The following is a 25,818-nucleotide window of genomic DNA, read 5'->3' as shown; positions in this document are numbered from 1 at the left end:
ATGATTTTCTTGCAGTGCATAGCGGTATTAATTTTCAAGCTTGGCGTTTACGATATGATGGGACTTTAACCCACAGTGACAGTGACAGTGACAGTGAAGACAGAGTTGACCAGGATAATGGCACTCATTGGAATAATCTGAATACATACCTACAGCGCAACTTTAATGTTTTACAAGGTGCGCAGATGACACTGGGCCAATATACAACGCCTGGGGACGTTTTTGAAAGTATACAATTTACTGGGGCACAATTCGCATCTGATGACGATATGCTGCCAGATTCTATGCAGAATTTTGCACCGACTATTACTGGTATTGCGCGAACAACATCCCTCCTTACTGTCCGGCAAGGAGGGAATGTTGTTTATCAAACTACAGTTGCTCCCGGACCTTATTCGATCAACGATTTATATTCGCTTGGAGGTAGTGGGGACCTGCAGGTAACAATAAAAGAAAGTGATGGTCAGACAACAGAATATACTGTCCCTTTTAGCACGTTACCCGTACTGCAACGTGAAGGACGATATAAATTCAGCCTGACTGGGGGTGAATATCGGACAGGTAATAATGATACAGAAACACCACAATTTCTTGAAGGCACGTTGAGTGCAGGTCTTCCTGCAGAGTTTACTTTGTATGGCGGAGCACAGTACGCAGATAATTACGCATCTTATATGCTTGGTGTAGGCCGCGATTTTGGATATCTTGGTGCTGTTTCGGTTGATAGTAATTATGGGCATGCAGAATTTGATGATGCAACAAAAACAGGAACTAAAAATCGCTTCCAATATCAGAAAGAAATAACCGCGACAAATTCTACTGTAAGAGCAGCCGTAACTAACTATTCTTCAGACTATTATTCATTTTCAGATCGACAGGATTACAAATCTACATCAGGGTCGGATATAGAGATTTACGACCGTACTCATAACAGAAAGAATGAATATAGTGCATCATTGACTCAGACACTTCAGGACTGGGGTTCTTTGTCCCTGAGTGGATATGTTCGTAGTTATTATGATACTAATGATGAAGAAAAAAACTGGCAAACATCATATGCAAATAGTTTTTATGGCGTTAATTATACCTTGGCCTATTCTGAAAACGATAATGCCGGCGCGGGTGATAAGGATAAGCGTTTTTCACTGAATATTTCGGTACCATTAGATCGTTTCCTCAACAATAGCCATATGTGGCTTAATTATAACATGAACACTGAGGCGAATGGCAGAACATCCAATCTTGTTGGTCTAAGTGGGACAACACTGGAAGACAACAATCTCAATTATTCAGTGTCACAAGGCTACAGCTCTGGTGATGACGAATCAGGCTCTTCTGGCCTTGCCAGCGCTGATTATAAAGGACGATATGGTGAGGGAAATATTGGTTACAGTTACGATCCTGATTCTCGCCAGATGAATTATGGGCTACAGGGCGGGATATTATTACACACTAATGGCGTTACATTATCGCAACCAATGAACGATACTGTAGTTCTGGTTAAGGCGCCGGGTGCAAGTAATGTGAAGGTAGAGAATAATACAGGTGTACGTACTGACTGGCGTGGTTATACAGTTGTGCCATATGCACAGCCTTACAGGAAAAACAGAGTTTATCTTGATACGAGAAGTTTTGGTGAAAATGTTGATATGGATAAGAACATTAATTATGTCGTACCGACTAAAGGTGCTGTTGTATTAGCTAAGTTTGCCACTCGGGTAGGAAAGCGAGCATTGTTTACGATCCATGATCAACAAGGCAAACCATTACCATTCGGATCTATCGCAAGTTTACATGCCGAGGATACTGAATCTTCGGGGATAATTGATGAAAATGGTACTGTTTATCTGACAGGGCTACCAGATTCGGGCGAGATTGCAATTCAGTGGAGCAATAGTGGTCATTGTACGGCAAACTATCATCTGTCCGCAGCAGGAGAGCAAGCACTTGTGCAAAAAACGCTCACCTGTAAGTAACAAGGAGTTTTTTAAATGAAAAAGTTCCAAATATCCATTATTGCAGTGAGTCTTTGTGTTATTAGCCCAGTATGTTTGGCTGCAGGTTGTGAAATATCGGGTAGTCCAGTAAATGAAACTATTGATACCGGTGATATTCTGGTTCAGCGTGATTCGCCAGTTGGAAGTGTATTGTATAGGAAAGTAATAGCAGGCTCTGGCACTACCATTGGGTCTTGTAGTGATGGCTCATATGTTAAATCTATTAGGATAGACAACTTGCAACGTATGAATGGTGCAAGCGAGTTATTTCAATCAGGAATTGAGGGGGTAGGGATAAAGCTTCAGTCAGGGGAAGGGGTCTTAACAGACTCATTAGATTCCTCGAGGAGTGGGCCTACTACTCTGAAAGACGAAGATAATATAGTTTTTAGCCTCATCAAAACAGGACCAGTATCCCCAGGGCCGCTTCTACCTCAAGAATTGTTGCGTATCAGCTATTCTTCTGAGGGGGGGGCTCTGTGGTAGCCAAGGATATTACACTTTCAGGTGGTATTATCAATCAGGCCTCTTGTCAGGTACAAACACCATCTGTTGTTGTGCCTATGGGAACTGTTGACAGAAAACTGCTTAAAGGGATGAACAGTACTGCAGGTGTGCGTGATTTCCAAATTGGCCTTGATTGCAGCAAAAATACAAATGTTAATATTACATTTGTACCACTAACAAAACAAACAGTGAGTACTCAAGGCCTCAAAGGGGTTATTGAACCGGACTCTGTAGATGGTAACTCTAGTGGGGTGGGTATACAGTTAATGTATGGCGGTGCTCCTGTTGATTTCAATATTCTTACCCCAATCGGGAAAACTGAAAGTGATGGTAACTATAGTATCCCTTTACAGGCAAGGTATTTTCAATTTTCAGAACAAGTGAAACCGGGAACAATTAACGCTATGGTTGCATTTACTATGACATATCAATGATGTTGTTATTTTGCTAACAGTTTTCATAGTCACATCTATATATGCATGGTCACCCGTAACTAATTATTACGGGTGTAAAAACATATTCCTGTCTACTCTATCTTTGATGTAATATTAAGGTGGTAAGAAGCCAATATCTCTGTGAGTAATATTCTTTACTTATCTGCACGTTAAGTTGTTTTGATTATGTAAATATCCATAAGAAAAGCCGATTTATTTTTATAGCGCCCCCGACATACTGATCCTACCCACGTAATGTGGACACGGCCCTAAGCGAGGTTCTGGTTTTCAAACTGTTCCGGACTGAAGCCACCACACGCACTGTGAAGACGCCAGCGCTTGTCATCGCACTCGATATAATTAAACACCGTCGTTCGCATTATTTCCCAGCTGATAAAGCGTTCACCGTGGATACATTCCACCTTCAGCGGATGAAAGAAGCTTTCCACGCAGGCATTGTCATAACAGCAGTTATCTGCTGACGACGCAGACGCCACGCATACCAGCCGCTGCGGGCGACCCGCAGTACCCGGCACATGGCTTTGACGCTGAGCTCAGCCCGATGATTTTCAATGAAGACATCCTTCATTTCAGGCGCTTCGCGAAGTATGTCGCGGCCATTCTGGAGAATGGCCAGCTCCTCTGCCTGTTCTGCCAGCTGGCGCTTAAGACGGGCAATTTCAACGGACATTTCCTGCTCACGTTCGGAAGAGCTGCGGGCATTGTTAATCTTACTGCGCCATGCGTAGAGCGTAAGCGTACAGCGAGAACCGTCTGGTCATAATCTGATTCATCCGACAAAGTGGTGTACACCAAATAGTGGTGGGAACCAAAGTGTCAGATATGCAGAAAAATGTGACTTCCGGCAGGCGTAAAGGCTGTCCTAATTATCTTCCCGAATTTAAGCAACAGCTCGTTGCAGCTTCCTGTGAACCCGGCGTGTCGATATCAAAACTGGCGCTTGAAAACGGCATCAACGCCAATCTGTTATTTAAATGGCGCCAGCAGTGGCGCGAGGGAAAGCTGCTATTACCTTCCTCTGAGAGTCCTCAGCTACTTCCTGTGACTCTCGATGTCACCGCCGTACAGCCAGAACCGCTCGCAGAGGCTCCTGAGGCCCTCATTATCAGCTGTGAGGTAACGTTCCGGCACGGGACGCTTCGCCTCAACGGCACTGTCAGCGAAAAGCTCCTGACTCTGCTGGTACAGGAACTTAAGCGATGATCCCGTTACCTTCAGGGACCAAAATCTGGCTGGTTGCCGGTATTACCGACATGAGAAATGGCTTCAACGGCCTGGCTGCAAAAGTGCAGGCGGCGCTGAAAGATGACCCGATGTCGGGGCACGTCTTTATCTTCCGGGGACGCAGTGGCAGTCAGGTCAAACTGCTCTGGTCCACCGGCGATGGTCTGTGTCTGCTGACGAAACGACTTGAACGCGGCCGCTTCGCCTGGCCGTCGGCCCGTGATGGCAAAGTGTTCCTGACGCCAGCGCAGTTGGCGATGCTGATGGAAGGCATCGACTGGCGACAACCTAAGCGGTTGCTGACCTCCCTGACCATGCTGTAAGCCTGTTTATCCTGGTTGTTGCAGAATAACCCTGGTAAAATACAGGGTTATGAACGACACCTCTTCTGACGATATCCTTCTACTGAAACAGCGCCTGGCCGAACAGGAGGTGCTGTTACAGGTCTTGCAGGAAAAGCTGGCTTCCCGTGAACGCGAAATAGACCATCTACAGGCACAACTGGATACACTTCGCCGCATGAACTTCGGCAGCCGCTCAGAAAAAATATCCCGCCGTATCGCACAGATGGAAACTGACCTGAACAGGCTTCAGAAGGAAAGTGACGTTCTCACAGGCCGGGTTGATGACCCTGCGGTTCAGCGGTCACTTCACCAGACCCGCACCCGGAAACCGTTCCCTGAATCACTTCCTCGTGATGAAAAGCGTCTGTTGCCAACTGAGCCCTGCTGCCCGGGTTGTGGTGGGTCGCTGACTTACCTTGGTGAAAACGCAGCCGAACAACTGGAGCTGATGCGCAGCGCGTTCCGGGTTATCCGCACGGTACGGGAAAAGCACGCCTGCACAAAATGCGATGTTATCGTTCAGGCGCCCGCACCTTCGCGTCCCATAGAGCGGGGCATAGCCGGACCTGGGCTGCTGTCGCGCGTACTGGCATCAAAATATGCAGAGCACACGCCACTGTATCGGCAGTCAGAGATCTATGCCCGCCAGGGTGTGATACTGAGTCGCTCTGTGCTGTCGGGCTGGGTGGATGCATGCTGCCGGTTGTTGTCACCGCTGAACGAAGCCCTTCTGGACTACGTACTGACCGATGGAAAACTCCACGCTGATGATACGCCGGTTCCAGTGCTATTGCCGGGCAATAAAAAGACGAAAACCGGGCGGTTGTGGACATACGTACGTGATGATCGTAACGCAGGGTCAGCGCTGCCGCCTGCAGTGTGGTTCGCTTACAGCCCCGACAGAAAAGGACTCCACCCGCAGACACATCTTGCCGGCTTTAGCGGAGTGCTGCAGGCAGATGCATATGCCGGGTTCAACGAGCTGTACCGCGCTGGCCATATAAAGGAAGCGGCCTGCTGGGCTCATGCCCGTCGCAAAATCCACGATGTTCACGTTCGGACGCCATCGGCAACAACAGATGAAGCTCTGAAGCGTATCGGACAGTTTTACGCCATCGAGGCAGGCATAAGGGGAATGCCTGCAGAACAGCGCCTTGCCGAACGGCAGCTAAAAACGAAACCACTGCTGACATCACTGGAAAGCTGGCTGCGTGAAAAAATGAAAACCTTGTCCCGACACTCAGAGCTGGCAAAGGCGTTCACCTATGCACTGAACCAGTGGCAAGCGTTGACGTACTACGCAGACGACGGCTGGGCTGAAGCGGATAACAACATCGCGGAGAATGCACTGCGGATGGTCAGTCTGGGCCGTAAAAACTACCTGTTCTTCGGCTCTGACCATGGTGGTGAGCGCGGAGCGTTGCTGTACAGCCTGATAGGGACGTGCAAACTGAACGGAGTGGATCCGGAGCGCTACCTTCACCATATTCTTGATATTATCGCGGACTGGCCGATAAACCGGGTCAACGAACTGCTACCGTGGCGCATCACACTGCCTGTGGAATAACCTTCATCGTCAATACGGTTCTCGGCGTACGCTTACCGTAGAGCTGGGATTCGTACAGGCTGAATTCCCGGGCAGCACAGCAACACCGATACGTTCAGCAAGCTTCAGGGCTTCGTTACGGAATTCAGGCGTATGCTGTTTGCGGGGTTTCTTATTGGTTGATGCTGATTTTGTCATGAGTCACCTCTGGTTGAGAGTTTACTCACTTAGTCGTGTGTCCACTATTCGCGGGTAGGATAAAACTACACCTTTCAAAATCCGCTCATAAAGCTATGAGCATGGCAATACGTCTGGGGAGTATTATCTAGGCACAGCAAACCCTGCCTGATGCTGGTCAGGAATTGGAGCACCGCTTAATCCAGTTCCTCAGAATTGTGCAGCAACATGAAGGCGCTCGTTTATTTGGCATCTGCTAACAATGCCGCTTTCATCAGCAACAAAACGGTGCCCCTTACTGTGGTTCAATGTAGGAAGCGGTCCCTGTCGCTGAAATCACTCAGATTTGTCGTGAATACTCGCATGACTAGGGCATAAAGCGCTTCCTGTTAATCACTTAGATATGTAATCCCAGAGCCTTGGCTACCCCTGCACCGTATTCAGGATGTACTTGCGCAAAAAGACAAACCTGCCGTTTCTGGATATTTTCCGGGGCCTGAGATAAGTCATCAGCAATCCGCTTAAACATGCGTTGATGTTCTGCCTGACTCAGACGAACAAATAACGCACGGGGCTGACTGAAATAGTCACCATCGTCGCGGTGATCCCAATGATCTGCCGGGCTGGTAATACTCAAGGGAGGCTCTTTAAAACGGGGTTGTTCTTGGAAGGCGCCAAAACTATTAGGCTCATAGGTCACGCCATTACCGCTGTTGCCATCAACGCGCATCGCCCCATCCCGATGATAATTGTGGAATGGGCATTTGGGCGCATTGACTGGGATTTGAAAATAGTTCACTCCTAAGCGATACCGTTGGGTGTCACCGTATGAAAACAGACGCCCTTGCAGCATTTTGTCCGGGGAAAAACCAATACCCGGAACGATATTGGCTGGGTTCAAAGCGGCCTGTTCAACGTCCGAGAAATAATTGTCGGGATTTTTGTTTAATTCAAAATACCCGACTTCATGTAATGGATAATCGGCGTGCGGCCAGACTTTGGTTAAATCAAATGGGTTGAAAGGGCTATGTACCGCTTCATGTTCCGGCATTATTTGCACAAACAATGTCCATTTCGGGAAGTTGCCAGAATCAATGGCATGAAAAAGATCCCTCTGAGCGCTTTCTCTGTCGTTACCGATCAATTCCTGCGCTTCATCATCCATCAGATTCTTAATACCTTGCTGGCTGCGGAAATGGAATTTAACCCAGAAACGCTCATTTTCGATGTTGATAAAACTGAACGCATGGCTACCAAAACCATGCATATGGCGATAGGACTTCGGGATACCCCGATCGCTAAAATCAATCGTTATCTGGTGCAGTGTTTCAGGTGATAAAGAGAAGAAATCCCATTTATAGGTAGGATTGCGGAGATTAGTACGAGGGTCACGTTTAACGACATGATTTAAGTCCGGGAATTTCAGCGGGTCACGTAGATAGAACACAGGGGTATTATTACCTACCAGATCCCAGTTACCTTCAGCAGTGTAGAATTTCATGGCAAAGCCACGAATATCCCTTTCTGCGTCCGCAGCCCCACGTTCACCTGCTACGGTAGAAAAACGAATAAACATATCGGTTTTCTTTCCAACAGCTGAAAAAATACTGGCTCGGGTATACTTTGTAATATCATGTGTAACGGTGAAAACACCGAATGCGCCTGAACCTTTAGCATGCATGCGACGTTCTGGTATCACTTCTCGATCAAAGTGTGCCATTTTCTCAAGGAACCAGACATCCTGCAGCAGAGCAGGCCCTCGCTCCCCGGCAGTCAGAATATTGTTATTATCGACAACAGGCATACCTGCCGCCGACGTCAGTTTTTTATTTTCCATAATCACTCCTGAGTATCTTATTAAGGTCAATTTCAAGGCCGAGGAATGTGCTCTAACTCGTTAATCAGTTTTTCACCGTCTGGATTGCGAGAGTCAAGATCACCAACTGGTCGATTCTTATGAGTAAGAATGAAACTATATGTTTTCATACAGACTACTACATTTAAAATGTTTTTAATCAGCGAGTTACATTTTGCATGACCCTGATACTTGTAGGTCTATTTTCGGTCTATTTGATAGCTTACAGCTAAATATACCTTATAGCTCTAACTTTGGCCTAGGTTAAACTCTACATTGTCACAAATCAATGAGCATGTTCGGGAAAACAGCAGGTGAAATTTTCGACCAGATCCGCGCACTGATACATTCGGGTGTTCTTCTTCCTGGTGCGGCACTACCTCCTGTCAGAGAATTAGCGAATAAACTCGTTGTAAATCGCAATACAGTAGTACGGCATACAAACGTCTGACCGACGCAGTGTAAGCACACCCGTTTTAGTTCCACACACTTTTTGAGATTTCCGTCTTCTCAGCCATCAACCGGTATTCTTCCGGCGTCAGGTTATTCAGGGATTCATGGGGCCGCTCACTGTTGTATTCATTCAGCCAGCGTTCCGTTATTTCCCGTGCTTTATTCAGGATTCTGAACAGATAAAAATCCAGTATTTCGGTCCGGTACGTCCGGTTAAAGCGTTCGATAAAGGCATTCTGCGTCGGCTTACCTGGCTTAATAAAGTCCAGCATCACGCCATGATCCTCAGCCCATTGTGCGAGAGACAGTGATACCAGCTCCGGTCCGTTATCCATCCGCATCTTCAGCGGATATCCACGGTTTGCCACTATCCTGTCCAGCACCCACACAACCCGCTGCGCCGGGATATTCAGGTCAATTTCGATGGCCAGAGCCTCGCGGTTAAAATCATCCACGACGTTGAAAGTCCGGAAACGCCGGCCACATGTCAGTGCGTCGTGCATAAAATCAATCGACCAGCTTTGGTTGAGTGCTTCCGGCGTTGCCAGCGGAGCTGGATTGCGCACCGGCAGACGTTGTTTACCCTTACGACGAAAATTCAGTTTCAGCAGACAGTAAATCCGGTGTACACGCTTGTGGTTCCAGACGTGCCCCTGCCTGCGAAGCACCTGAAAAAGCTTCTTAAATCCGTATCGCGGATAGCGTTCTGCCAGTTCAGTCAACGCCAGGATAACCGGTTCATCACGCCGGGTATCGGGCTGATAAAAATACACCGTCGCTGCTCAGCGATACGGTCCTGCATGCTTGGCGGATGCTGATGGAAAATTGTGCAGTCAGATAGCAGACAAGCTCCCGCTTTATCGCTGGTTTTAAAGCTTTTTTTCGATAACGTCCTTCAGCGCCCGGCATTCCAGACTCAGATCGGCAAACATCTGTTTGAGACGACAATTTTCGTCCTCAAGGTCTTTGATTTTTTTGATATCAGCGGCTTCCATCCCGCCATACTTTACTTTCCAGTTGTAGTACGACGCCTCCGATATTCCGGCTTCGCGGCAGACATCCTTGACCGTACGTCCGGCTTCAACAGACTTCAGAACGGCGATGATCTGGTGCTCGGTGAATCGGGCTTTACGCATGTCGATCTCCTCAGGGGGACATAATCAGTATGTCGGAAGATCTCTAAAAGTGGATGGTTCGTTTTACCGGGATACTTACAGTTCCATCTATCAGGGCTTTCTTTTATGTGATGATCAATAAATAACTACACCTAAAAAATAATACTCCCACCAATAAAAACTAAATAAAATTACCTAATTACGGTCACGGCTAATAGCACAAATACCTAAAACAAAATTCATCAATTCCAAATTTTAAGCACAAAAAGATTAAAAACTCACCCAAGGTCCACTCATTATGTATGGGTCTTTCATTGGAATGGGGCAGACATTGAGTATTAAATTAAAACTCATTACTACAGCGATAATTGCAGCAGTAATTGGCGGGATGGTTGGAATAAGTAGCAGCAATAAGGATTTTTCAGATTGCCGCGTCGCAACAACAGACTACAACGACTCGATATTACAGAACGATGGGAAGCCACAGCATTTGCAAAGACAAAACGAAACGTTTGAGCTTTACAAAATACAGTGTCTAGAAAAATAGCAAATTCAGCCCTCCGAGTAAGGGGGAATTGATGAGGTTTTTGTATGCAACAACTGAAGTATTTGGGTGTGGCTTTCATGATTTTTTTAGGGGTGGATACTGCTCACGCTTATGGTATCAACGGAAAGACGGCTTTGATGTGTGATGCAAAGGACGGCACTGAGTATGTGATTAACGCAGCAGCTTTCCCTCAAGTGATTCAAGTGAATAGTGACTATGTGAATTTGTCAAAAGTTTCAAAAGATAAGGATGGTTTTCGGCACTATTTCTATTCGGGTGGGCGTGTGGAGCAGCCGGATGAACTTGCCATAAAAGGACAGGCCGTCTTTATGAAGGGAACAGGACAAATAATGCCCTGTAAATAACAATATCAACCAATCATCTTCGGGGGATTAATGGCCAGGGTTGATGGAATTGAAAAAGATAGGGCACGAGAGGAGAAGTGGAAGGTGATTCCAACATTAATGATAGTGATTATCGCTTTATGCATTTGGTTAAATCGAGTGTACGAGAAAAAGGCCACGTTCGAGAAGCAGTTGATAGCGTTACAAGCCGTTGCTGAGGGGGATTGCCTGTGTGCATTCGACGCTACTAAGCGAGAATTGCTTCTGATGACAATGGATAGGGACATTTATAAGGGCATGCTTGATAGCCGCATTAAAGATGATGTTGAGTTATTCGATGCGACCAATAAGGAAATACGTGAGCTTAAGAGCATCATCAGGGAGTTGGAGAGATTTATTGCAGATGAAGGAATAGAGATTGAATGGATAGAACTGGCAGCGGAGCAAGATTTGCAATTCACAGATGTTAAAAAGCAATTCATTAAAAAATAAAAATGCAATCCTCTTCGGGGGATTTTTAATTGGTGAGGTTTGTATATGGAGTGGTGGCAATCTATATCTCTGGTTGTGGGGATGGTGTGTCTCGGAGTGCATATCTATAGTGAGGCCGGATATGTGGCCTGATCCTACCCACGAATAGTGGACACACGACTAAGTGAGTAAACTCTCAACCAGAGGTGACTCATGACAAAATCAGCATCAACCAATAAGAAACCCCGCAAACAGCATACGCCTGAATTTCGTAACGAAGCCCTGAAGCTTGCTGAACGGCCGCTGCCCGGGAACTCAGCCTGTACGAATCCCAGCTCTACGCATGGCGCAGTAAGATTAACAATGCCCGCAGCTCTTCCGAACGTGAGCAGGAAATGTCCGTTGAAATTGCCCGTCTTAAGCGCCAACTGGCAGAACAGGCAGAGGAGCTGGCCATTCTCCAGAAGGCCGCGACATACTTCGCGAAGCGCCTGAAATGAAGGATGTCTTCATCGAAAATCATCGGGCTGAGTTCAGCGTCAAAGCCATGTGCCGGGTACTGCGGGTCGCCCGCAGCGGCTGGTATGCGTGGCGTCTGCGTCGTCAGCAGATAACTGCTGTTATGACAATGCCTGCGTGGAAAGCTTCTTTCATCCACTGAAGGTGGAATGTATCCACGGTGAACGCTTTATCAGCCGGGAAATAATGCGAACGACGGTGTTTAATTATATCGAGTGCGATGACAAGCGCTGGCGTCTTCACAGTGCGTGTGGTGGCCTCAGTCCGGAACAGTTTGAAAACCAGAACCTCGCTTAGGGCCGTGTCCACATTACGTGGGTAGGATCACTGTACGTCAACTTTTGCTATACGATACTCTTACTCAAACGGATTATCTTACAATATGATCAACTCTTTGGTTACTTAACCAATGCCTCACAATATATAAAAGTGATCGTCAAATTTTCTCATGTCTCATTATGGATGAGATATGATTTATCATTGTCCTAACTATATTATTACACTCTTGGGCCTCAGGTATGTAATAAAAAGGTAAAGACTATGAGATTTACTTTAGGACCTTCACTGTTAACTATTCTAATTTTAACAGCATTTGGTGCGCAGGCTGAAACAACGGGCAATAATACAGCAACAATGAGTTTCACGGGTGAAGTCTTACCAACACAAGATAACTGTTCTATAGCCGCTCCAGCGACATTGGACTTGGGAAATGTTGATTTAGTCCCGCTCGAGAAAATGACGCCTGCGTCTGAAACCTCAGATGCCAAAGCGTTCACGGTAGAAATTTCAGGCTGTGGTGTTGGCCAGAGAGTACAACTGCATTTTAATGCAGAAGAAGATTCAAATAATCCTTCCATTATCGCTAATTCAAGTGCTGCTGGAAATGCAGTACATGCGGGAGTTGTAATTCATGAGCATGCGATTGATGGGAGTGTAAGTCTTATCAGTCCTGAAGATGGTGTGTCATCTGAAAGTCTCATCGGTGACGATGGTCAAGATGTGAAACATTTTACTGCGAATATCAGTTCAGAGCAGAATGGAATGAGTATTGTCGCAGGAAAGATTGCAGTTACTGCAACAATGACATTGGAAACAATTTGAATTGTAGTTGTTAGAAGCTTGCTAGATAAACATATTAATTAAATTAGGAGTGGTTTATTTTATGAAGAAGACATTTAAATTAGCATTGTTATCATCTTTGATGCTTTCGGCGGCTGGTTCATTCGCAGCAGCACCAACAGCAAATATGACGTTTACAGGTGTAATTACGCCAACCGTAGATAATTGTTCAATCAATGCCCCTGCGACTTTGGATTTAGGAGCAGTCTCAATTAATGATATTAGTGGTGTTGAGCCTGCCAGTGAGTATAAATCAACAGCATTCACCGTAAATGTATCTGGTTGTACAGAAGGGCAGCATGTGCAAATCCATCTGAACGCTACTCCAGATTCAGTCAATAACCAAATGTTGGCCAATGCCGAGGGAACAGGTAATGCTGCATATGCTGGCGTTGCTGTTCATGAACATGTTGGGGGCGCGATTACACTTATTGACCCGAGTAACGGTGCTGCTACAGAAGACATTGTCGATAATAGCGGGAATGTATCCCATGCTTTCACAGCAAGTATTACGCCTGTTCAGGCAGGTCGCGGGGTAGCACCCGGTACTATTTCGGTAGCTGCAACATTAACTCTCGAAGCTATTTAATTTAGTCAGGAAGATCTAAATCCGGCAACCTGATTGAAAAATATTGGCATCAGAGATTATGGTGGCATTGTTTGAAATATCTCATTATGCCGATATAATAGATTCATAAGACCGGTAGCATTATGCTATCGGTCAAATACTCTATGGGTGTATGTTATGATTAAAGTATATAAAACCCTCCCGCTACTACTTCTTTCTGGCTATGCAACCATAATATCAGCAGCAGTTGATCTTAGTTCATCAAGGGTTATCTATCATGCTGAGAATAGTGGTGAAGACATCCGTGTGAAGAATAATAGCACGTCTCCATATTTAGTGCAGACGTGGGTCGACTCTGGCCCTAAGAAAAAGGACACACCATTTGTTACTGCGCCCCCCCTTTTTAGACTGAACGCAACTAATGAAAGCAAAATAAGTATTATGTATATTGGAGAAGGATTGTCTAAGTCCGAAGAAACACTATTTTGGTTAAACGTTAAATCAATTCCTTCTGTGAATGAGAAATTAAGCAAGAACAAAGTCATTTTTGCCGTTAATCATAGGATAAAACTAATCTTCCGCCCGGAGGGTCTCTCAGGTGATTCAGCAATTGCAGTAAAAAATGTCTCATGGAAAAAAGTCACCGCTGATACATTGGAAGCAACAAATAATTCACCTTTTTATGTGACACTGAATCAAGTCATTATCAACGGGGAAACTGTTCCGATATCTCTCGAGCCAGATAATTCAACACTTGCTCCCCATAGCTCACATACCTATTCTGTACATTCTGCATTACATGAACACCCTAATATTATTTGGCGTGCGATTAATGATTCAGGTGTTCAGTCAGAGTTGTTCAAGAAGACAATTTAAAGGCCTGTAGAAATTATACTTTATGCTCGACAATACCCAACAATCTCTAAATCTATTTCTTCTGAAGATAATAATAGTAGGCGGGGGAGGGCTAATCTCGTTAGGGTCTATAGCTGACGACTACTTTGATCCGTCTTTGCTGGAAACGGTAAACCATGTTGCACCAATGACAGATTTAACATCATTCACTAAAAATGAGCAGTTGCCAGGAAAATACCGGGTCAAGATTGATATTAATAATCTTTTTTTCGAGCAGCGTATTGTCAATTTCATGCAAGGAACTAATGGGAAACTCACTGCATGTTTCACTCTAAGTGAGTATGTTGAGATGGGGATCGATATTCATTCATCTTTACTAAATAGTAGTAGAGGTAAAGAATTTTCAGGTTCATGTCTGCCATTATCAGAATTTGTTCATGGGGGGGCGGAAGAGTTTGACTTCTCTGATTTGCATTTAAGACTTTCAATCCCGCAAATCGCCTTAACGCAACAAGTAAAAAATGATGCACCTGAACGATTATGGGATGAAGGCATTAATGCATTTACATCAGATTATCGTCTTAACGGATCGTTAAAACATCCAGAAGGAGGTGCTGTATTTTCAACGGGCAGTGAAAATGACTTATTTCTCGACTGGCGTAATGGGTTCAATTTTGGAGCATGGCGCGTAAGGAATTATTCATCTTGGTCTGATGAAAATAACTGGAGTAACTTATCTACTTATATCGAGCGTTCAATTCACTCACTAAAAAGTGAGTTGACTATTGGCGATTTTTCTACGTCTCAGAATCTATTTGATAGTATATCTCTTCGTGGAATACAGTTATCTTCTGACCCATTAATGCTTCCTGAAAGTATCAACGGTTTTGCACCAATTATCCGTGGCATAGCGAAAAGCAACGCACAAGTCACAGTCAGAAATGCCGGGAATATTTTGTATCAGACCAATGTGCCCCCGGGGCCTTTTGCACTAACTGATATCGTCCCCGTATCAGATGGTGGTGAGCTAGATGTTATAATTAAAGAAGCTAATGGTTCTGAAACCAGATACAGCGTTCCCTACGCAACAGTACCTTTGTTACAGCGGACTGGGCAAATGAATTTTGGTATTGCTCTAGGTCAATATCGTCAAAATCCACAATCGAGTCACCCTTATATACTGCAAAATAGTCTAGCATATGGTCTACCATTCAATCTTACTGCTTTGGGGGGAGCTCAAGTCAGCGACAGTTATCGGGCTTTGAGCCTAGGCTTAGGTCTTGATGCTGGAGTTTTCGGAGGTTTCTCGATTTCTATAGTGCATGAAAGAACTGCTCCTTCATATAATAATACCCGGTCTAGCGGGAAATCCATCAGTATTGATTATGCTAAAGAAATAGGAATTAGTAATACGACAATCCAAGTTAATAATAAGTATTTTGATGGTGATTATTTGTCATTTCAGGATTCTCAAAATATTAATATTAGCGATAATCGTCCCAAAAATCAGCGAGCAATAAATGTCAACCAACCGATCGATGATAGAGGAGATAGTCTCTTTCTGACCTTAAACAGAACAGATTATCAGACATCTGCGGACCATTTATATCAGGCGGGATTCAATGGTTCTATCCATGGTGTTAGTTATACGTTTTCATTGAGTGAAACTAAATCTTCAGAAGAACGAGACTGGGATAAGCAAGTTGCATTGAATATGTCAATTCCATTTTCGATATTCTCACTATCGCAGGTTGATAACGATACAGGAAATGTTTCATATATGATTACCACTGATAATGAAGGATCAACATCTCAACAACTATCGCTGTCGGACTCTTTGAATGATGATAACACTTTGACCTATTCGGCAACAGCTGGATATGCTAATGATGGAAGTGCTTCAACAGGGGCCGTGAATGTGTCTAATAAAGGTCTGAAGGCAGAGGAGTCCATTGGTTATAATATAGATGGTAAGCAAAGAGAATTGACTTATGCTATTTCAGGTGGGCTGATTGCCCACTCGGGTGGAGTAACTCTTCATCAGTACTCAGAAAGCGCCTCTGCTCTAATTAACGTTCCTGGCGGTAAGGGTATTGGTGTGTCAAATACGTCGGGTATTGCAATAGATGATTATGGGTATGCTGTGCTACCCGATATTTCCCCATATCGTAGAGATGAAGTTAATCTTATTTTACCAACTGAAGAGGTGAGTAATGTGGATATACCAAATCTTTCTGAAAGTGTAGTGCCAACAAAAGATGCAATCGTATTAGTGAACTTCTCTACTCATATCGGACGTAAGGTAATCGTGACTTTGAAAAGTGATAGATTCACAATCCCCTTCGGTACAAGAGTCTCGTTCAATAATAAAAATACTAATTTTTATGTGGCAGACCGTGGGTTGGTTTTTGTTACAGGTATGCCTGAAAACGGTGTATTGATAGCAGACTTGGAGGAAGGGGAGTCGTGTAAGGCAGAATTTTCTCTACCTCCACATAATGTTAATAACAAAAAAAGCATTGATAGAGTAACATTGCTATGCAAATGAATAATCTAATATCTAAAATATTTAGAGTTTTTTCCTTAGTTATCATTCTGACCCATATATCATATTCATACGCATGCGGAGGACATTTGCATTTGAGGGTTAATGCCAATCTTGATTCCACTGCAACACATGCTGAGATTGGTTCTGTCATATATAAGTTAGAGGGCACACTGTCTTCTTTAACGTCTTCTAACATCCAAATACAATGTGAAACGGAAATTAATTCAAGTGCAAAACATATAACATTTATTTCCATAGGGCGAATGAGTGGTATTTCTACTGGTAAGGGGATATATGCCACAAATCTTCCTGGTGTTGGCATCCGCATTTCTGTTTCTGAAAACTCATCTGAGGGTCTTCAATGGAAACAGTTACCATTTTCCTCAAAAGGTACATCAACTTATGGTCTCACCGCTTCCGATTTTTCTGTCCGAATAGAATTGATTAGAACGGGTGATGTTATGGGGCATGGTGCTATTTTTTATCATGAGGGAAGTGCATTAATGATGCGGTCAAATGGGGGCTATCCCGCAACAGCAGTTGACATTACCGTAATCGGAAATATAATACCGGGTACATGTAGGGTCCTGGCTGATACGATTAATGTTGCCATGGGTTCGACAAATATAAATGATTTTAAGATTGGCACCGAAAATCAAAACTCAACATATAAATTTTCAGTTCCTGTACATTGTGAAAATGTTAATAGTGTTTTCTTTTCCATACACGGGAGAAGTGTTGGGAGTAGTAACACAATACTTTCTTTAATATCCAGTCCTGATACCGCAAAGGGAATAGGCATCCAAATACTTTATGATGGTTCTCCTGTGGTTATTGGTCGACCATTGAATATCTCATCGAATTTTACTCAATCAGAAAATTCGAACATCCATTTTTCAGCAAGATATATTACCATAAGTAGAGTTGTCTCCCCTGGTAAAGTTAATTGTGTAGCCACCATTAGAATTGATTATATATAGGAGGTGGATAGTAAAAACAATTAAAGTGATAAGTGCGATGAGGTAGTGTTCGTCTAAATCTCTGGATTTTGGGATTCAGTCCCCCTGAGAAAATAGTTTTCCAAATCTATCATAATAGCAAAACATGACAAGAGAGGTCCGTCAGATTTAAGCAGTTCTGATGGGCTGCCAAAATACAACTTAACCAGGCGAAGTTATGTCAGTAATAGCAACCGTTCAATGAATAAATGGATTTTAAGTGGTTGAAGTGGGATTCGATATAGCACCTCCTGGAATTGATATTTAACTTGGTTTTTGTGAGTATGAAAACATCAATTGAGTAGTGATTACTACTTCCTTAACAAACCTATAATAAATCCGGCTAGATACCGAAAATTATTCTAAATAAATACTAGCCTGTACTAAAAAATCCTTCAAGTAGGGTGCTTTCCTTTCTTAGGTAGTCTATGGCAGATTCGTTTTTACCTGATATTTCTTTCATATTTACTGCAGGTTTATAATACCAATAGTATTAATGGATACTGTTACATAACGTGTAAGATCTTGCTATGGCAAGATGGTTTTTAAAAAACAAAGTATCATCTTTAGCAAAGACCATGGTGTAAACATATTCTTTACAGAGTGAGCAATTCATCATTGCAATGGTTATTGATATTTTTACGATATTAACTAACACACGACACTATCAATGTGTTCTCACCGTACTTCATTCTCCAGTAGGTGATAGCTTGCTGGCGTTGCATTCTCTCATCTGTAGTTAGCTGCAGGTCCACTATATTTCTTCACATTCGGCGCATAAAATTTCTTTTTTTCAGAAATTTAGAAAATATCTTGTCAAGTATTTTCCTCTCCGATTGTAGATGTAATTTAGCATTTCTAGCTAAATTATTGGCCACTCAAAATCGCTAATATCCGCAGCGTTACTTCGCGGGTAGCACATAAAAAAATACTGACACGTATGCTTGCTCGAAGAGATTCGGTTTTTTTGGGGGACCAGAGGTGCGACGGAACAAGTGTAAGAATAACTGTTAGCGCGTAGGATCTAGCTTGAAAGGATTATTCCACAACTATGCGCTGTCTAGAATGAGCAAGTAATATTTAAGTCGTAGGTTCAGGGTTCCAATCCTCGATAGCGGATCAATGTCGATCTGACTCAGTTGGAAAACCATTTGATTTATAATCAGTCGGTTATCAATTCGAATCTTGTAGTAGTACCAAACAGCATATGCGGTGAATCCCCCTGAGCGGAGGGGCGTAAACAGTAAAAAGAGTTGCTTAAAAGAACGCGAGCTATGGAGGCTGTCCAAAAGCTCACCGGGAGGCACCCGGCACCGCGCACTAAATTGCGGCCAAAGTTTAAGGAACTTTCCAAACTGACGATGCTGGTTAGATTCCCGATGACCGTTTCATATAAAGCTTATCAGTCTGCTAAAGAGGGGATACCCGAGTCGTTGGTAAGTTTTGAGATAACGTTTATATTTTTAAGGGGGTTATAAATGAAGTTTAGTAAGGTTGCGATGATCACAATTGCCATCACCTCGGTTTTGAGTTTCTCTACATTTGCTACCGAACAGGCGCAGCAGCGACGGGATGCCAGGGATACAAAACAAGATACTCGTCAGGATGCAAGACAAGATAAACGTCAATGCGTAGCCGGTAATGACCAGAGTAACCAAGACTGCCGTCAGGAGAAGCATGAGAGTAAACAGGACGGTCGTCAGGAAGCCCGCGATATTAAATACTAAGACCCTGTAAATAATTCTGTGTAACTGCCATCGTATTAAAGGTGACCACTCAAGCGGTCACCAAACTCGATAATAAAACGACTCATCACCAGCTGACTGTTTTGGATCGGTATACACCATTTCTTTGAAGCATCCTCGATTGACAGATAAATCACTTTTCGCACCGTGTCATCTGTAGGAAACACCTTTCGCATTTTGATGACTGTAAGGATAACGCTGTTTGATCCTACCCGCGAATAGTGGACACACGACTACGTGAGTAAACTCTCAACCAGAGGTGACTCATGACAAAATCAGCATCAACCAATAAGAAACCCCGCAAATAGCATACGCCTGAATTCCGTAACGAAGCCCTGAAGCTTGCGGAACGTATCGGTGTTGCTGCCGCTGCCCGGGAATTCAGCCTGTACGAATCCCAGCTCTATGCATGGCGCAGTAAGATTAACAATGCCCCAGCTCTTCCGAACGTGAGCAGGAAATGTCCGTTGAAATTGCCCGTTTTAAGCGCCAGCTGGCAGAACAGGGATACTTACAAAACGACCACAGAATGTTATCGTTTACACCGAGCGTGGCGGGCGGTACTGCTCAGCGGACTATAAGGGGTTGCTGAGGAGACATAATCTGCGTGGAAAGCTTCTTTCATTCGCTGAAGGCGGAATGTATCCACGGTGAACGCTTTATCAGCCGGGAAATAATACGAACGACGGTGTTTAATTATATCGAGTGCGATGACAAGCGCTGGCACCGACACAGTGCGTGTGGTGGCCTCAGTCCGGAACAGTTTGAAAAACAGAACCTCGCTTAGGGCGTGTCCACATAGGAGCGGTCGGCCTTCGAATGCTTCTTCCGGTTCGTTGTTGATTGCTAACATGTTCAACTCTTCGTGTTGTTCGTATTTATCGTTATTACGGTTCAGTTCCATTGCCAGCTCAGTGTTCTGGTAGACAAAGAAATGACCGGAGCCACCAGCGAAGGTAAGTCCGGTCTAAGAGCTACAGAAGTAATTTGGGGATGGAAATATTTAGAATTTAGATTGCTATGCGTTCAACTGAGGAAGCATTCAGGGCACCGGCAACCTGGTGTAGCCGAATATCCATCTGCGGGTAAGGGATATCGATAGCGTTTGCATCCAAGGCTTCTTTAATATTTTCCAACAAATCGAAGTACGTATCCCAGTAATCAGCATTGCGGATCCATACTCGCACATAAAAATTTAGCGAAGATGCACCGAGTTCCCCAAGACGTACCGTGATCCCGTGATCCCTGTCGATACTAGGATCGCATTCGATGACGTTTTGAATAACTGTTTTAACGTCCGCAATGCGACTTTGATAGCCGACACCAATTACAAGGTCAATCCGTCGGTAAGCATGACGGGAATAGTTAATGATGTTGTCCGCAATGATTTTACCGTTGGGGATTATCACTTCCTTGTTATCGGCTGTTAATAACGTGGTGGAAAAAATATGAACCTGCTGCACTGTTCCGGTAACGGCGCCGACCTGAATGGTATCTCTGGCCCTAAAAGGGCGTAAAGAGACAAGCAGTACTCCTGCCGCGAAGTTTGCCAGTGAACTCTGTAACGCCAGACCCACAGCCAGTCCGGCGGCGCCAATGACAGCGATGATTGATGAAGTTTCAATCCCCAGACGACCCAGCGCGGCAACAACCGCAAACGCCAGTGTGATATAACGAACAAGGGCCGTAAAGAAATGAACAATGGTATTGTCAACTTTCCTTTTTATCAGCAGCTTATGAAGACCACCAGAAATCAGACGTGAAACCAGTTTACCGATGTAAAACAAAATAATGGCAGCAACAATATTCCAGCCATACTGGATAATGATATTACTGTGCCCCTTAAGCCAGTCCACGGCCTGACTCAATTGTGGAAATAAGACGATATGACTCATGGTGTTTCCTTTAAATGCGCGAATGCAAAAATATCCGCAGGTGGAAAAGTACATTACTTGCCTGGCAGGATCTGCCTGGCTGAAGCTCGCGCATACTGAGACAGAAGAGACATACAAATATTGCGTGTTTGTGCTCAGAGATTGATATTTAGGAATATATGGCAGTTTCCGCAGATTTAATGTGGTAGCAAGGTTAATGGAACAATCCTTTACTCGGTAGAAGGATCCAAGTCTCCTGAGGTAGACAATGAGCATTGAAAGTATCGAGCGCGGCCGCTAATTGTCCCTTCACCACAAATGTCAACGTTCCAGTAAGTTGTCCGTCTTCAGCAAATTGTCGTGCTAGGTCGGATTTTTTAATCAGGAACATCGATACGTCACCATATTCCGCTAGAAGTTTCGGAATGTCCCATTCAACATCTTGATGGCCGCATTGATCCAGCCCCGTGTTTTATCAAGTACGAAAGGTGAAACAGATCTGATCGTTGCTTTACTGGCGAGGAGAAGTACTCCCGTAAGTACGTCAGTCGCTGGCACAACCCTGTGGGAAGGTCTTTCTGTAGGCCGAGTTTCAGTAAACGGTCAATGTCAGGTGTAATGTATCAAAGCGTCGCTGTTTTTGGGGCGTCCAACCAGTGGAGCAGGAACGTATGAGCCAACAGCGGCGATAGCGCCATGCTACCGCATTGTGCAAGATACAGGGTGACAAGCGTACACCAATCCAAATGAGCAAGCTCAGCAATGATTTGTTCTGGAGCCGAAGAGTGTCCAATAGCGGTTCCGGTTTTCATAAGGTTGGGAATGGTACAGCTTCAGACACGTGCTGTGGGGGATGGAGAATGACGAGAATAGTAGTAGTGAAAACGCGGTAGGGAAAATCAAACTCATGATGGAGTCGTTGCTGGGTTAACATCTTTTCTGCTTTGATACCATCACTGATACCCTGAATTTTAGCACAGGCAGGCATTGTTGCCTGTCTGTGCTTCTTTCTGTACATCGGGCTTAGCTGTTGATTTTTCTGTGATTCCTTGCAGGTTAATTTGGCTCTTCCACGTTCTGACCATTTGCAGCATCTGCTACGCCCCTGGTCAGTAATGCTTATGCGCCCGTCATCCCTTCTAATTTATTTATCGGATTGTCTCTATATCCTGTAACATAAAAATTAATTTTTGCCCATGTGTTGGATAAATTGTCTGAGTGAATGCCAACCGGAAGAATTTATTCTGTGACCGTTTGTGCTAAGTCCTGTCGCACCTGCTGACGTTGTGCTGATGTCAGTACTTGGCTTAGATCGAAGTAATATTTCACTTTGTAGTAACGGGCCTGTTGCTCAATATTACTGAAGGCTGTAAGTTATTTTTTCACTGCTGCTTCATTCCATTCCCCTGACTTTATCACATCGACCAGAGTGCCTTTTTTCACGTCGTTTGTTGCAATCTGGCTAACGTTGTTCTCCAGTTGCTGATGTAGTGTTTTGATCTTAGAAACCTCTGTGTCGCTTTATTGGAGATGCTAAACGATTGGATCCTGGTCTGGTGCGGGGGTGGTCGGCTCAGTGGCGTGCGCGGCAAAAGAGAAACCAGCCAGCGAAGCCGTCAGAAAAGCAATACGTGTAAAGTTGTTCATATTTTATCCTTAGCAATCATAATCTAGTTAAAAAGTAACAGGGGTTTTAACTTACGCAATCGACGCTCTCTTGCCACGGTGACGCGAAATAGATCAGCCTTAACAAAAGAGTCGTGGAATAACAGCAAGTATATTTCGCAGCGGTACAGATTAGATATGAGCATTCGGGAATGCGATGCAAAATACACTATCAACAGTAACTTAGTGAAACAATCTCATCCGTTAATTAAAGTATGAATCAAAGCCACAGGTTAGCGTTAACAAAAATTTGATACGTTAATTCGCTTTAACTGGTTCCTGGGGCATGTTGCCGTAGTCCATTATGAATATTTGGCTCGCGAGAATTCACTGAATACCGAATGATAATACCGCGACACTTAATATTCATGGGCACGTTGCTGACCCTGTAAATAATTCTGTGTAACTGCCATCGTATTAAAGGTGATCTCTCAGGCGGTCACTGAACTCGATAATAAAACGACTCATCGCCAGCAGCCAATTTTGGATCGGCATACTCCACTTTTTTGAAGCATCCCTGATAGCCAGATAAATAACCTTTCGCACGGACTCGTCTGTCGGGAACACTTTGCGTTTCTTTATCGCCTGCCGGGCCACGCTGTTCAGCGATTCGATGGCATTGGTGGTGTAGATGGCTTTGCGGATATCAGGTGGGTAGCCGAAGAACGTATTGAGATTTTCCCAGTGCGCACGCCAGCTTTTGCTGATTTGCGGATATTTGTCATCCCAGACACCCGCGAACGTATCCAGCGCCATCAGCGCGGCGTCTTCCGTCGGTGCCTGATACACCATTTTCAGCCCGCTGGTAACGGCTTGGTCGGCTCCAGTTTTAAGGCCTTTGGCCAGTTCAGCCGCGAGGGCTCTGAGTTTCTTTTCATCCATAATTTGCCTGTCTCCGTTAGTGGAGTGAACATATCAAAAACAGGCAATTACACAATTTTTATTACAATCTCCACGTTGCTGTTTTTACATATATCACGATTTACTCATACTTTGTTGGTTTCTATCAAAGCTCAGTTAGCCTTACGCATCACCCATTGATCGTCTGGAGTATTTCCAGTCCCCCTTTCCGGGTAAAGCGGCGTATCACTGTTTTTTTCACCGCGAGCGGACAATAAACTTGAGTCCGACGCTGTCACGTTTAATAAAGGATTATTACAACTGTCATTTACTGTTTTCTCGCAGGTCATCCAGAAACCTGCATTTCGCAACATTTACTGAAGAACGGAATTCATCGAAGTAGTGGCTTTTTATTCGAAGCCGCTAAGTTGTTGCGGAGGTATGGCCGTGTCAGTGGCATCGTTTCGATCGCCAACACGATCATGGCTCTGAAAAAATCCATCAGGCATTCTGTATTTCCGATAAAGTGCCGCAAATCAGTGATGGAAACAAACTAATGCAAAAATCTATCTTTCTGCCCTCAGTGGCTTTGTTTGCCCTTGGGCTCGCCGGTTGTAACACTGACTAGCTGTCAGGCTACACGTCCTTTCTCGCTATCAGCCGCATAGACAAGGCAAATTCAGACACTTATTATTGGCACAAATTAATAATCTTATGGTGTATAACAAGCATGATTAGCGGTAAAACAGCGCACGAAATCTTTTTTCAGGTCAGGCACCAGACCATAACCGGCCAGTTACAGCCGGGTGATACGCTGCCGCCTGTACGGGATCTGGCCGAGCAGTTGGGTATTAACCGCAATACAGTTGCTTCAGCTTATAAAAAACTTGTCAGCGCTGGAATTGCTATTTCGCGTGGGCGAAACGGAACGTCAATAAAGAAACTTGACCTCGGTATGGTCACAGAAGGTGTACCTGTGTCACGGTTGATTGACGCGTCTGGAGGAAATCCCGATCCGGAGCTGCTTCCTGACTTAGCTGAATTACAGAAAAACCTCTGCCTACAGCACCGTTTGTATGGGGAACAGGTGATCAACTCGCGGCTTGAACAGTGGGGCCGCGACTGGCTTGCTCAGGATCTACCTCATTTTTTCCCCCTTTGTCTAACCCATGGGGCGGTTGATGCTATTGAACGCTTGTTGATGAGTTATCTAGTTAGTGGTGATAAGGTTGCGGTCGAAACTCCATGTTTTTTAAACAGTATTCAGATAATTAATGCAAATGGGTTTGAACTGGTAGGCGTTGAGATTGATAATCAGGGTATGATCCCATCTTCCTTGGTCAATGCGCTGGATAGGGGAGCACAGGCTGTTGTAATTACGCCAAGAGCGCATAATCCAACCGGGTGTTCACTCAGCGCCCAACGAGCTGATGAAATCAAAAGCATTCTGCAGGACTATTCCCACGTGATGGTTATTGTGGACGATCATTTCTCAATGTTGTCTGTTGAACAATATCAAAATGTTATTCCTGAAAATCATCCTCGGTGGGCATTAATTCGGTCGATGTCGAAAATTATGGGGCCCGATATTCGCCTGGCTTTTGTGGGCAGCGACGCAGCCACCTCAGCCCTTCTTCAGCAGCGACTTGCGGCAGGAATCAACTGGATAAGCCATATCATCCAGGACTTAGTCGTGGCGTCGGTGCTATCGCCACAGTTTGCAGATTTTATTGCCAAAGCACGCAATCGGTATCAGCAAAAACGCCTCATTTTTAACACCGCGCTTTTAGCTAACGGTATAGATGTTGTCGACGCAATAGACGGGTTTAATTTATGGCTGCCGCTTGCGAGTGAGAGCAGTAAAGTGGTGATGACGTTGGCACACAGAGGTTGGATGGTCAGGGAGGGTGAGGTTTTTGGAATTGAAAGACCCATTCACGGTATCCGAATTACTTTATCCATGCTTGATGAGCGGCAGCTTCTTGATTTAGCGCAGGACATTGCCGATGTTATCAATCTTCAGTGATAAATCCCTGCTGGATAGGTGGATAT

General features: G+C 44.5%; 20 protein-coding genes and 7 pseudogenes. 18 read left to right on the top strand and 9 right to left on the bottom strand.

Features of this window, described 5'->3' with window-relative positions:
• The 3 genes from AC0IWZ_RS24260 to AC0IWZ_RS24250 all read left to right on the top strand — a co-directional run.
• Positions 1 to 1,976 (top strand): fimbria/pilus outer membrane usher protein (locus AC0IWZ_RS24260; RefSeq protein WP_471680550.1); only part of this gene is annotated, 1,976 nt, incomplete at its 5' end.
• Positions 1,977 to 1,991: 15 nt separating this feature from the next.
• Positions 1,992 to 2,483: a hypothetical protein gene (locus tag AC0IWZ_RS24255; RefSeq protein ID WP_471679592.1), complete on the top strand. Its 492-nt coding sequence runs from the start codon at positions 1,992 to 1,994 to the stop codon at positions 2,481 to 2,483.
• Positions 2,477 to 2,938, top strand: coding sequence for a fimbrial protein (locus AC0IWZ_RS24250; protein ID WP_471679591.1), 462 nt, complete (start codon positions 2,477 to 2,479; stop codon positions 2,936 to 2,938). The genes AC0IWZ_RS24255 and AC0IWZ_RS24250 overlap by 7 nt, the downstream gene beginning before the upstream one ends.
• Before the next feature lie 269 nt (positions 2,939 to 3,207).
• On the opposite strand, the pseudogene AC0IWZ_RS24245 reads toward AC0IWZ_RS24250, so the two are convergent.
• Positions 3,208 to 3,689 (bottom strand): annotated as a pseudogene (locus AC0IWZ_RS24245) (integrase core domain-containing protein); the annotation flags it as partial.
• A gap of 92 nt (positions 3,690 to 3,781) precedes the next feature.
• On the opposite strand from AC0IWZ_RS24245, the gene tnpA reads away from it, so the two are divergent.
• Genes tnpA through tnpC form a run of 3 tightly spaced genes read left to right on the top strand, consistent with a single transcriptional unit; the run spans position 3,782 to position 6,094 of the window.
• Positions 3,782 to 4,162: an IS66-like element accessory protein TnpA gene (gene tnpA / locus AC0IWZ_RS24240; RefSeq protein WP_471679166.1), complete on the top strand. Its 381-nt coding sequence runs from the start codon at positions 3,782 to 3,784 to the stop codon at positions 4,160 to 4,162.
• Positions 4,159 to 4,506, top strand: coding sequence for an IS66 family insertion sequence element accessory protein TnpB (tnpB, locus tag AC0IWZ_RS24235; protein WP_471679165.1), 348 nt, complete (start codon positions 4,159 to 4,161; stop codon positions 4,504 to 4,506). Before tnpA ends, tnpB begins: the two co-directional genes overlap by 4 nt.
• A 49-nt stretch (positions 4,507 to 4,555) precedes the next feature.
• Positions 4,556 to 6,094, top strand: a complete 1,539-nt coding sequence (gene tnpC, locus AC0IWZ_RS24230; protein WP_471679164.1) for an IS66 family transposase — start codon at positions 4,556 to 4,558, stop codon at positions 6,092 to 6,094.
• Positions 6,095 to 6,119: 25 nt separating this feature from the next.
• On the opposite strand, the pseudogene AC0IWZ_RS24225 reads toward tnpC, so the two are convergent.
• Positions 6,120 to 6,271, bottom strand: a pseudogene (locus AC0IWZ_RS24225) (transposase); the annotation flags it as partial.
• Between the two features lie 376 nt (positions 6,272 to 6,647).
• Positions 6,648 to 8,087 (bottom strand): catalase, encoded by a 1,440-nt coding sequence (locus tag AC0IWZ_RS24220; protein WP_471679163.1) that lies wholly within the window; start codon positions 8,085 to 8,087, stop codon positions 6,648 to 6,650.
• A gap of 307 nt (positions 8,088 to 8,394) precedes the next feature.
• On the opposite strand from AC0IWZ_RS24220, the gene AC0IWZ_RS24215 reads away from it, so the two are divergent.
• Positions 8,395 to 8,556, top strand: a complete 162-nt coding sequence (locus AC0IWZ_RS24215; protein WP_471679162.1) for a GntR family transcriptional regulator — start codon at positions 8,395 to 8,397, stop codon at positions 8,554 to 8,556.
• A 25-nt stretch (positions 8,557 to 8,581) separates the two neighbouring features.
• Here AC0IWZ_RS24215 and AC0IWZ_RS24210 read toward each other — a convergent pair.
• Positions 8,582 to 9,694, bottom strand: a pseudogene (locus AC0IWZ_RS24210) (IS3 family transposase).
• Positions 9,695 to 10,264: 570 nt separating this feature from the next.
• On the opposite strand from AC0IWZ_RS24210, the gene AC0IWZ_RS24205 reads away from it, so the two are divergent.
• The 9 genes and pseudogenes from AC0IWZ_RS24205 (at position 10,265) to AC0IWZ_RS24165 (ending at position 19,369) form a co-directional block, all read left to right on the top strand.
• Positions 10,265 to 10,585 carry a hypothetical protein gene (locus tag AC0IWZ_RS24205; protein ID WP_471679161.1) on the top strand — a complete coding sequence of 107 codons (321 nt, stop codon included), beginning with the start codon at positions 10,265 to 10,267 and terminating at the stop codon, positions 10,583 to 10,585.
• Between the two features lie 30 nt (positions 10,586 to 10,615).
• Positions 10,616 to 11,056 (top strand): hypothetical protein, encoded by a 441-nt coding sequence (locus tag AC0IWZ_RS24200; RefSeq protein ID WP_471679160.1) that lies wholly within the window; start codon positions 10,616 to 10,618, stop codon positions 11,054 to 11,056.
• Between the two features lie 192 nt (positions 11,057 to 11,248).
• A pseudogene (locus tag AC0IWZ_RS24195) lies at positions 11,249 to 11,851 on the top strand (integrase core domain-containing protein).
• Positions 11,852 to 12,094: 243 nt separating this feature from the next.
• Positions 12,095 to 12,655 (top strand): fimbrial protein, encoded by a 561-nt coding sequence (locus tag AC0IWZ_RS24190; RefSeq protein ID WP_471679159.1) that lies wholly within the window; start codon positions 12,095 to 12,097, stop codon positions 12,653 to 12,655.
• A gap of 61 nt (positions 12,656 to 12,716) precedes the next feature.
• The gene (locus tag AC0IWZ_RS24185) at positions 12,717 to 13,262 is read left to right on the top strand and encodes a fimbrial protein (RefSeq protein WP_471679158.1); all 546 of its coding nucleotides are present in this window, start codon (positions 12,717 to 12,719) and stop codon (positions 13,260 to 13,262) included.
• 156 nt (positions 13,263 to 13,418) lie between these two features.
• Positions 13,419 to 14,117, top strand: coding sequence for a fimbrial biogenesis chaperone (locus AC0IWZ_RS24180; RefSeq protein WP_471679157.1), 699 nt, complete (start codon positions 13,419 to 13,421; stop codon positions 14,115 to 14,117).
• Between the two features lie 22 nt (positions 14,118 to 14,139).
• Entirely contained in the window at positions 14,140 to 16,644 is a 2,505-nt protein-coding gene (locus AC0IWZ_RS24175) for a fimbria/pilus outer membrane usher protein (protein ID WP_471679156.1), read from the top strand.
• Positions 16,635 to 17,624, top strand: coding sequence for a fimbrial protein (locus AC0IWZ_RS24170; protein WP_471679155.1), 990 nt, complete (start codon positions 16,635 to 16,637; stop codon positions 17,622 to 17,624). Before AC0IWZ_RS24175 ends, AC0IWZ_RS24170 begins: the two co-directional genes overlap by 10 nt.
• A gap of 1,496 nt (positions 17,625 to 19,120) precedes the next feature.
• Positions 19,121 to 19,369 carry a hypothetical protein gene (locus AC0IWZ_RS24165; RefSeq protein WP_471679154.1) on the top strand — a complete coding sequence of 83 codons (249 nt, stop codon included), beginning with the start codon at positions 19,121 to 19,123 and terminating at the stop codon, positions 19,367 to 19,369.
• 35 nt (positions 19,370 to 19,404) lie between these two features.
• Here AC0IWZ_RS24165 and AC0IWZ_RS24160 read toward each other — a convergent pair.
• A pseudogene (locus AC0IWZ_RS24160) lies at positions 19,405 to 19,590 on the bottom strand (IS256 family transposase); the annotation flags it as partial.
• 63 nt (positions 19,591 to 19,653) lie between these two features.
• Between AC0IWZ_RS24160 and AC0IWZ_RS24155 the strand changes: the two are divergent.
• Positions 19,654 to 20,174 (top strand): annotated as a pseudogene (locus tag AC0IWZ_RS24155) (transposase).
• A 223-nt stretch (positions 20,175 to 20,397) separates the two neighbouring features.
• Here AC0IWZ_RS24155 and mscS read toward each other — a convergent pair.
• The 4 genes and pseudogenes from mscS to AC0IWZ_RS24135 form a co-directional block, all read right to left on the bottom strand.
• Positions 20,398 to 21,282, bottom strand: a complete 885-nt coding sequence (mscS, locus tag AC0IWZ_RS24150) for a small-conductance mechanosensitive channel MscS (protein ID WP_471679153.1) — start codon at positions 21,280 to 21,282, stop codon at positions 20,398 to 20,400.
• A gap of 950 nt (positions 21,283 to 22,232) precedes the next feature.
• Positions 22,233 to 22,355, bottom strand: a complete 123-nt coding sequence (locus tag AC0IWZ_RS24145) for a hypothetical protein (RefSeq protein ID WP_471680549.1) — start codon at positions 22,353 to 22,355, stop codon at positions 22,233 to 22,235.
• 145 nt (positions 22,356 to 22,500) lie between these two features.
• Positions 22,501 to 22,908 (bottom strand): annotated as a pseudogene (locus tag AC0IWZ_RS24140) (Spy/CpxP family protein refolding chaperone).
• Positions 22,909 to 23,343: 435 nt separating this feature from the next.
• Positions 23,344 to 23,808 carry a transposase gene (locus AC0IWZ_RS24135; RefSeq protein WP_471679152.1) on the bottom strand — a complete coding sequence of 155 codons (465 nt, stop codon included), beginning with the start codon at positions 23,806 to 23,808 and terminating at the stop codon, positions 23,344 to 23,346.
• 688 nt (positions 23,809 to 24,496) lie between these two features.
• Between AC0IWZ_RS24135 and ptsJ the strand changes: the two genes are divergently transcribed.
• Entirely contained in the window at positions 24,497 to 25,792 is a 1,296-nt protein-coding gene (ptsJ, locus tag AC0IWZ_RS24130) for a MocR-like B6 salvage transcription factor PtsJ (RefSeq protein WP_471679151.1), read from the top strand.
• Positions 25,793 to 25,818: the final 26 nt, after the last annotated feature.

Source organism: Buttiauxella sp. AC142 (genome assembly GCF_979253435.1).
The sequence above is the reverse complement of the archived record's forward strand: the minus strand, read 5'-3'. Positions and strand labels throughout refer to the sequence as shown.

What these genes read in the sequence shown, in the direction of transcription:
- AC0IWZ_RS24255 (WP_471679592.1), top strand. Translation starts at nt 1,992, where the DNA reads ATGAAAAAGTTCCAAATATCCATTATTGCAGTGAGTCTTTGTGTTATT.
- tnpA (WP_471679166.1), top strand. Translation starts at nt 3,782, where the DNA reads ATGCAGAAAAATGTGACTTCCGGCAGGCGTAAAGGCTGTCCTAATTAT.
- tnpB (WP_471679165.1), top strand. Translation starts at nt 4,159, where the DNA reads ATGATCCCGTTACCTTCAGGGACCAAAATCTGGCTGGTTGCCGGTATT.
- tnpC (WP_471679164.1), top strand. Translation starts at nt 4,556, where the DNA reads ATGAACGACACCTCTTCTGACGATATCCTTCTACTGAAACAGCGCCTG.
- AC0IWZ_RS24220 (WP_471679163.1), bottom strand. Translation starts at nt 8,087, where the DNA reads ATGGAAAATAAAAAACTGACGTCGGCGGCAGGTATGCCTGTTGTCGAT.
- AC0IWZ_RS24215 (WP_471679162.1), top strand. Translation starts at nt 8,395, where the DNA reads ATGAGCATGTTCGGGAAAACAGCAGGTGAAATTTTCGACCAGATCCGC.
- AC0IWZ_RS24205 (WP_471679161.1), top strand. Translation starts at nt 10,265, where the DNA reads ATGCAACAACTGAAGTATTTGGGTGTGGCTTTCATGATTTTTTTAGGG.
- AC0IWZ_RS24200 (WP_471679160.1), top strand. Translation starts at nt 10,616, where the DNA reads ATGGCCAGGGTTGATGGAATTGAAAAAGATAGGGCACGAGAGGAGAAG.
- AC0IWZ_RS24190 (WP_471679159.1), top strand. Translation starts at nt 12,095, where the DNA reads ATGAGATTTACTTTAGGACCTTCACTGTTAACTATTCTAATTTTAACA.
- AC0IWZ_RS24185 (WP_471679158.1), top strand. Translation starts at nt 12,717, where the DNA reads ATGAAGAAGACATTTAAATTAGCATTGTTATCATCTTTGATGCTTTCG.
- AC0IWZ_RS24180 (WP_471679157.1), top strand. Translation starts at nt 13,419, where the DNA reads ATGATTAAAGTATATAAAACCCTCCCGCTACTACTTCTTTCTGGCTAT.
- AC0IWZ_RS24175 (WP_471679156.1), top strand. Translation starts at nt 14,140, where the DNA reads ATGCTCGACAATACCCAACAATCTCTAAATCTATTTCTTCTGAAGATA.
- AC0IWZ_RS24170 (WP_471679155.1), top strand. Translation starts at nt 16,635, where the DNA reads ATGCAAATGAATAATCTAATATCTAAAATATTTAGAGTTTTTTCCTTA.
- AC0IWZ_RS24165 (WP_471679154.1), top strand. Translation starts at nt 19,121, where the DNA reads ATGAAGTTTAGTAAGGTTGCGATGATCACAATTGCCATCACCTCGGTT.
- mscS (WP_471679153.1), bottom strand. Translation starts at nt 21,282, where the DNA reads ATGAGTCATATCGTCTTATTTCCACAATTGAGTCAGGCCGTGGACTGG.
- AC0IWZ_RS24145 (WP_471680549.1), bottom strand. Translation starts at nt 22,355, where the DNA reads ATGCTGCAAATGGTCAGAACGTGGAAGAGCCAAATTAACCTGCAAGGA.
- AC0IWZ_RS24135 (WP_471679152.1), bottom strand. Translation starts at nt 23,808, where the DNA reads ATGGATGAAAAGAAACTCAGAGCCCTCGCGGCTGAACTGGCCAAAGGC.
- ptsJ (WP_471679151.1), top strand. Translation starts at nt 24,497, where the DNA reads ATGATTAGCGGTAAAACAGCGCACGAAATCTTTTTTCAGGTCAGGCAC.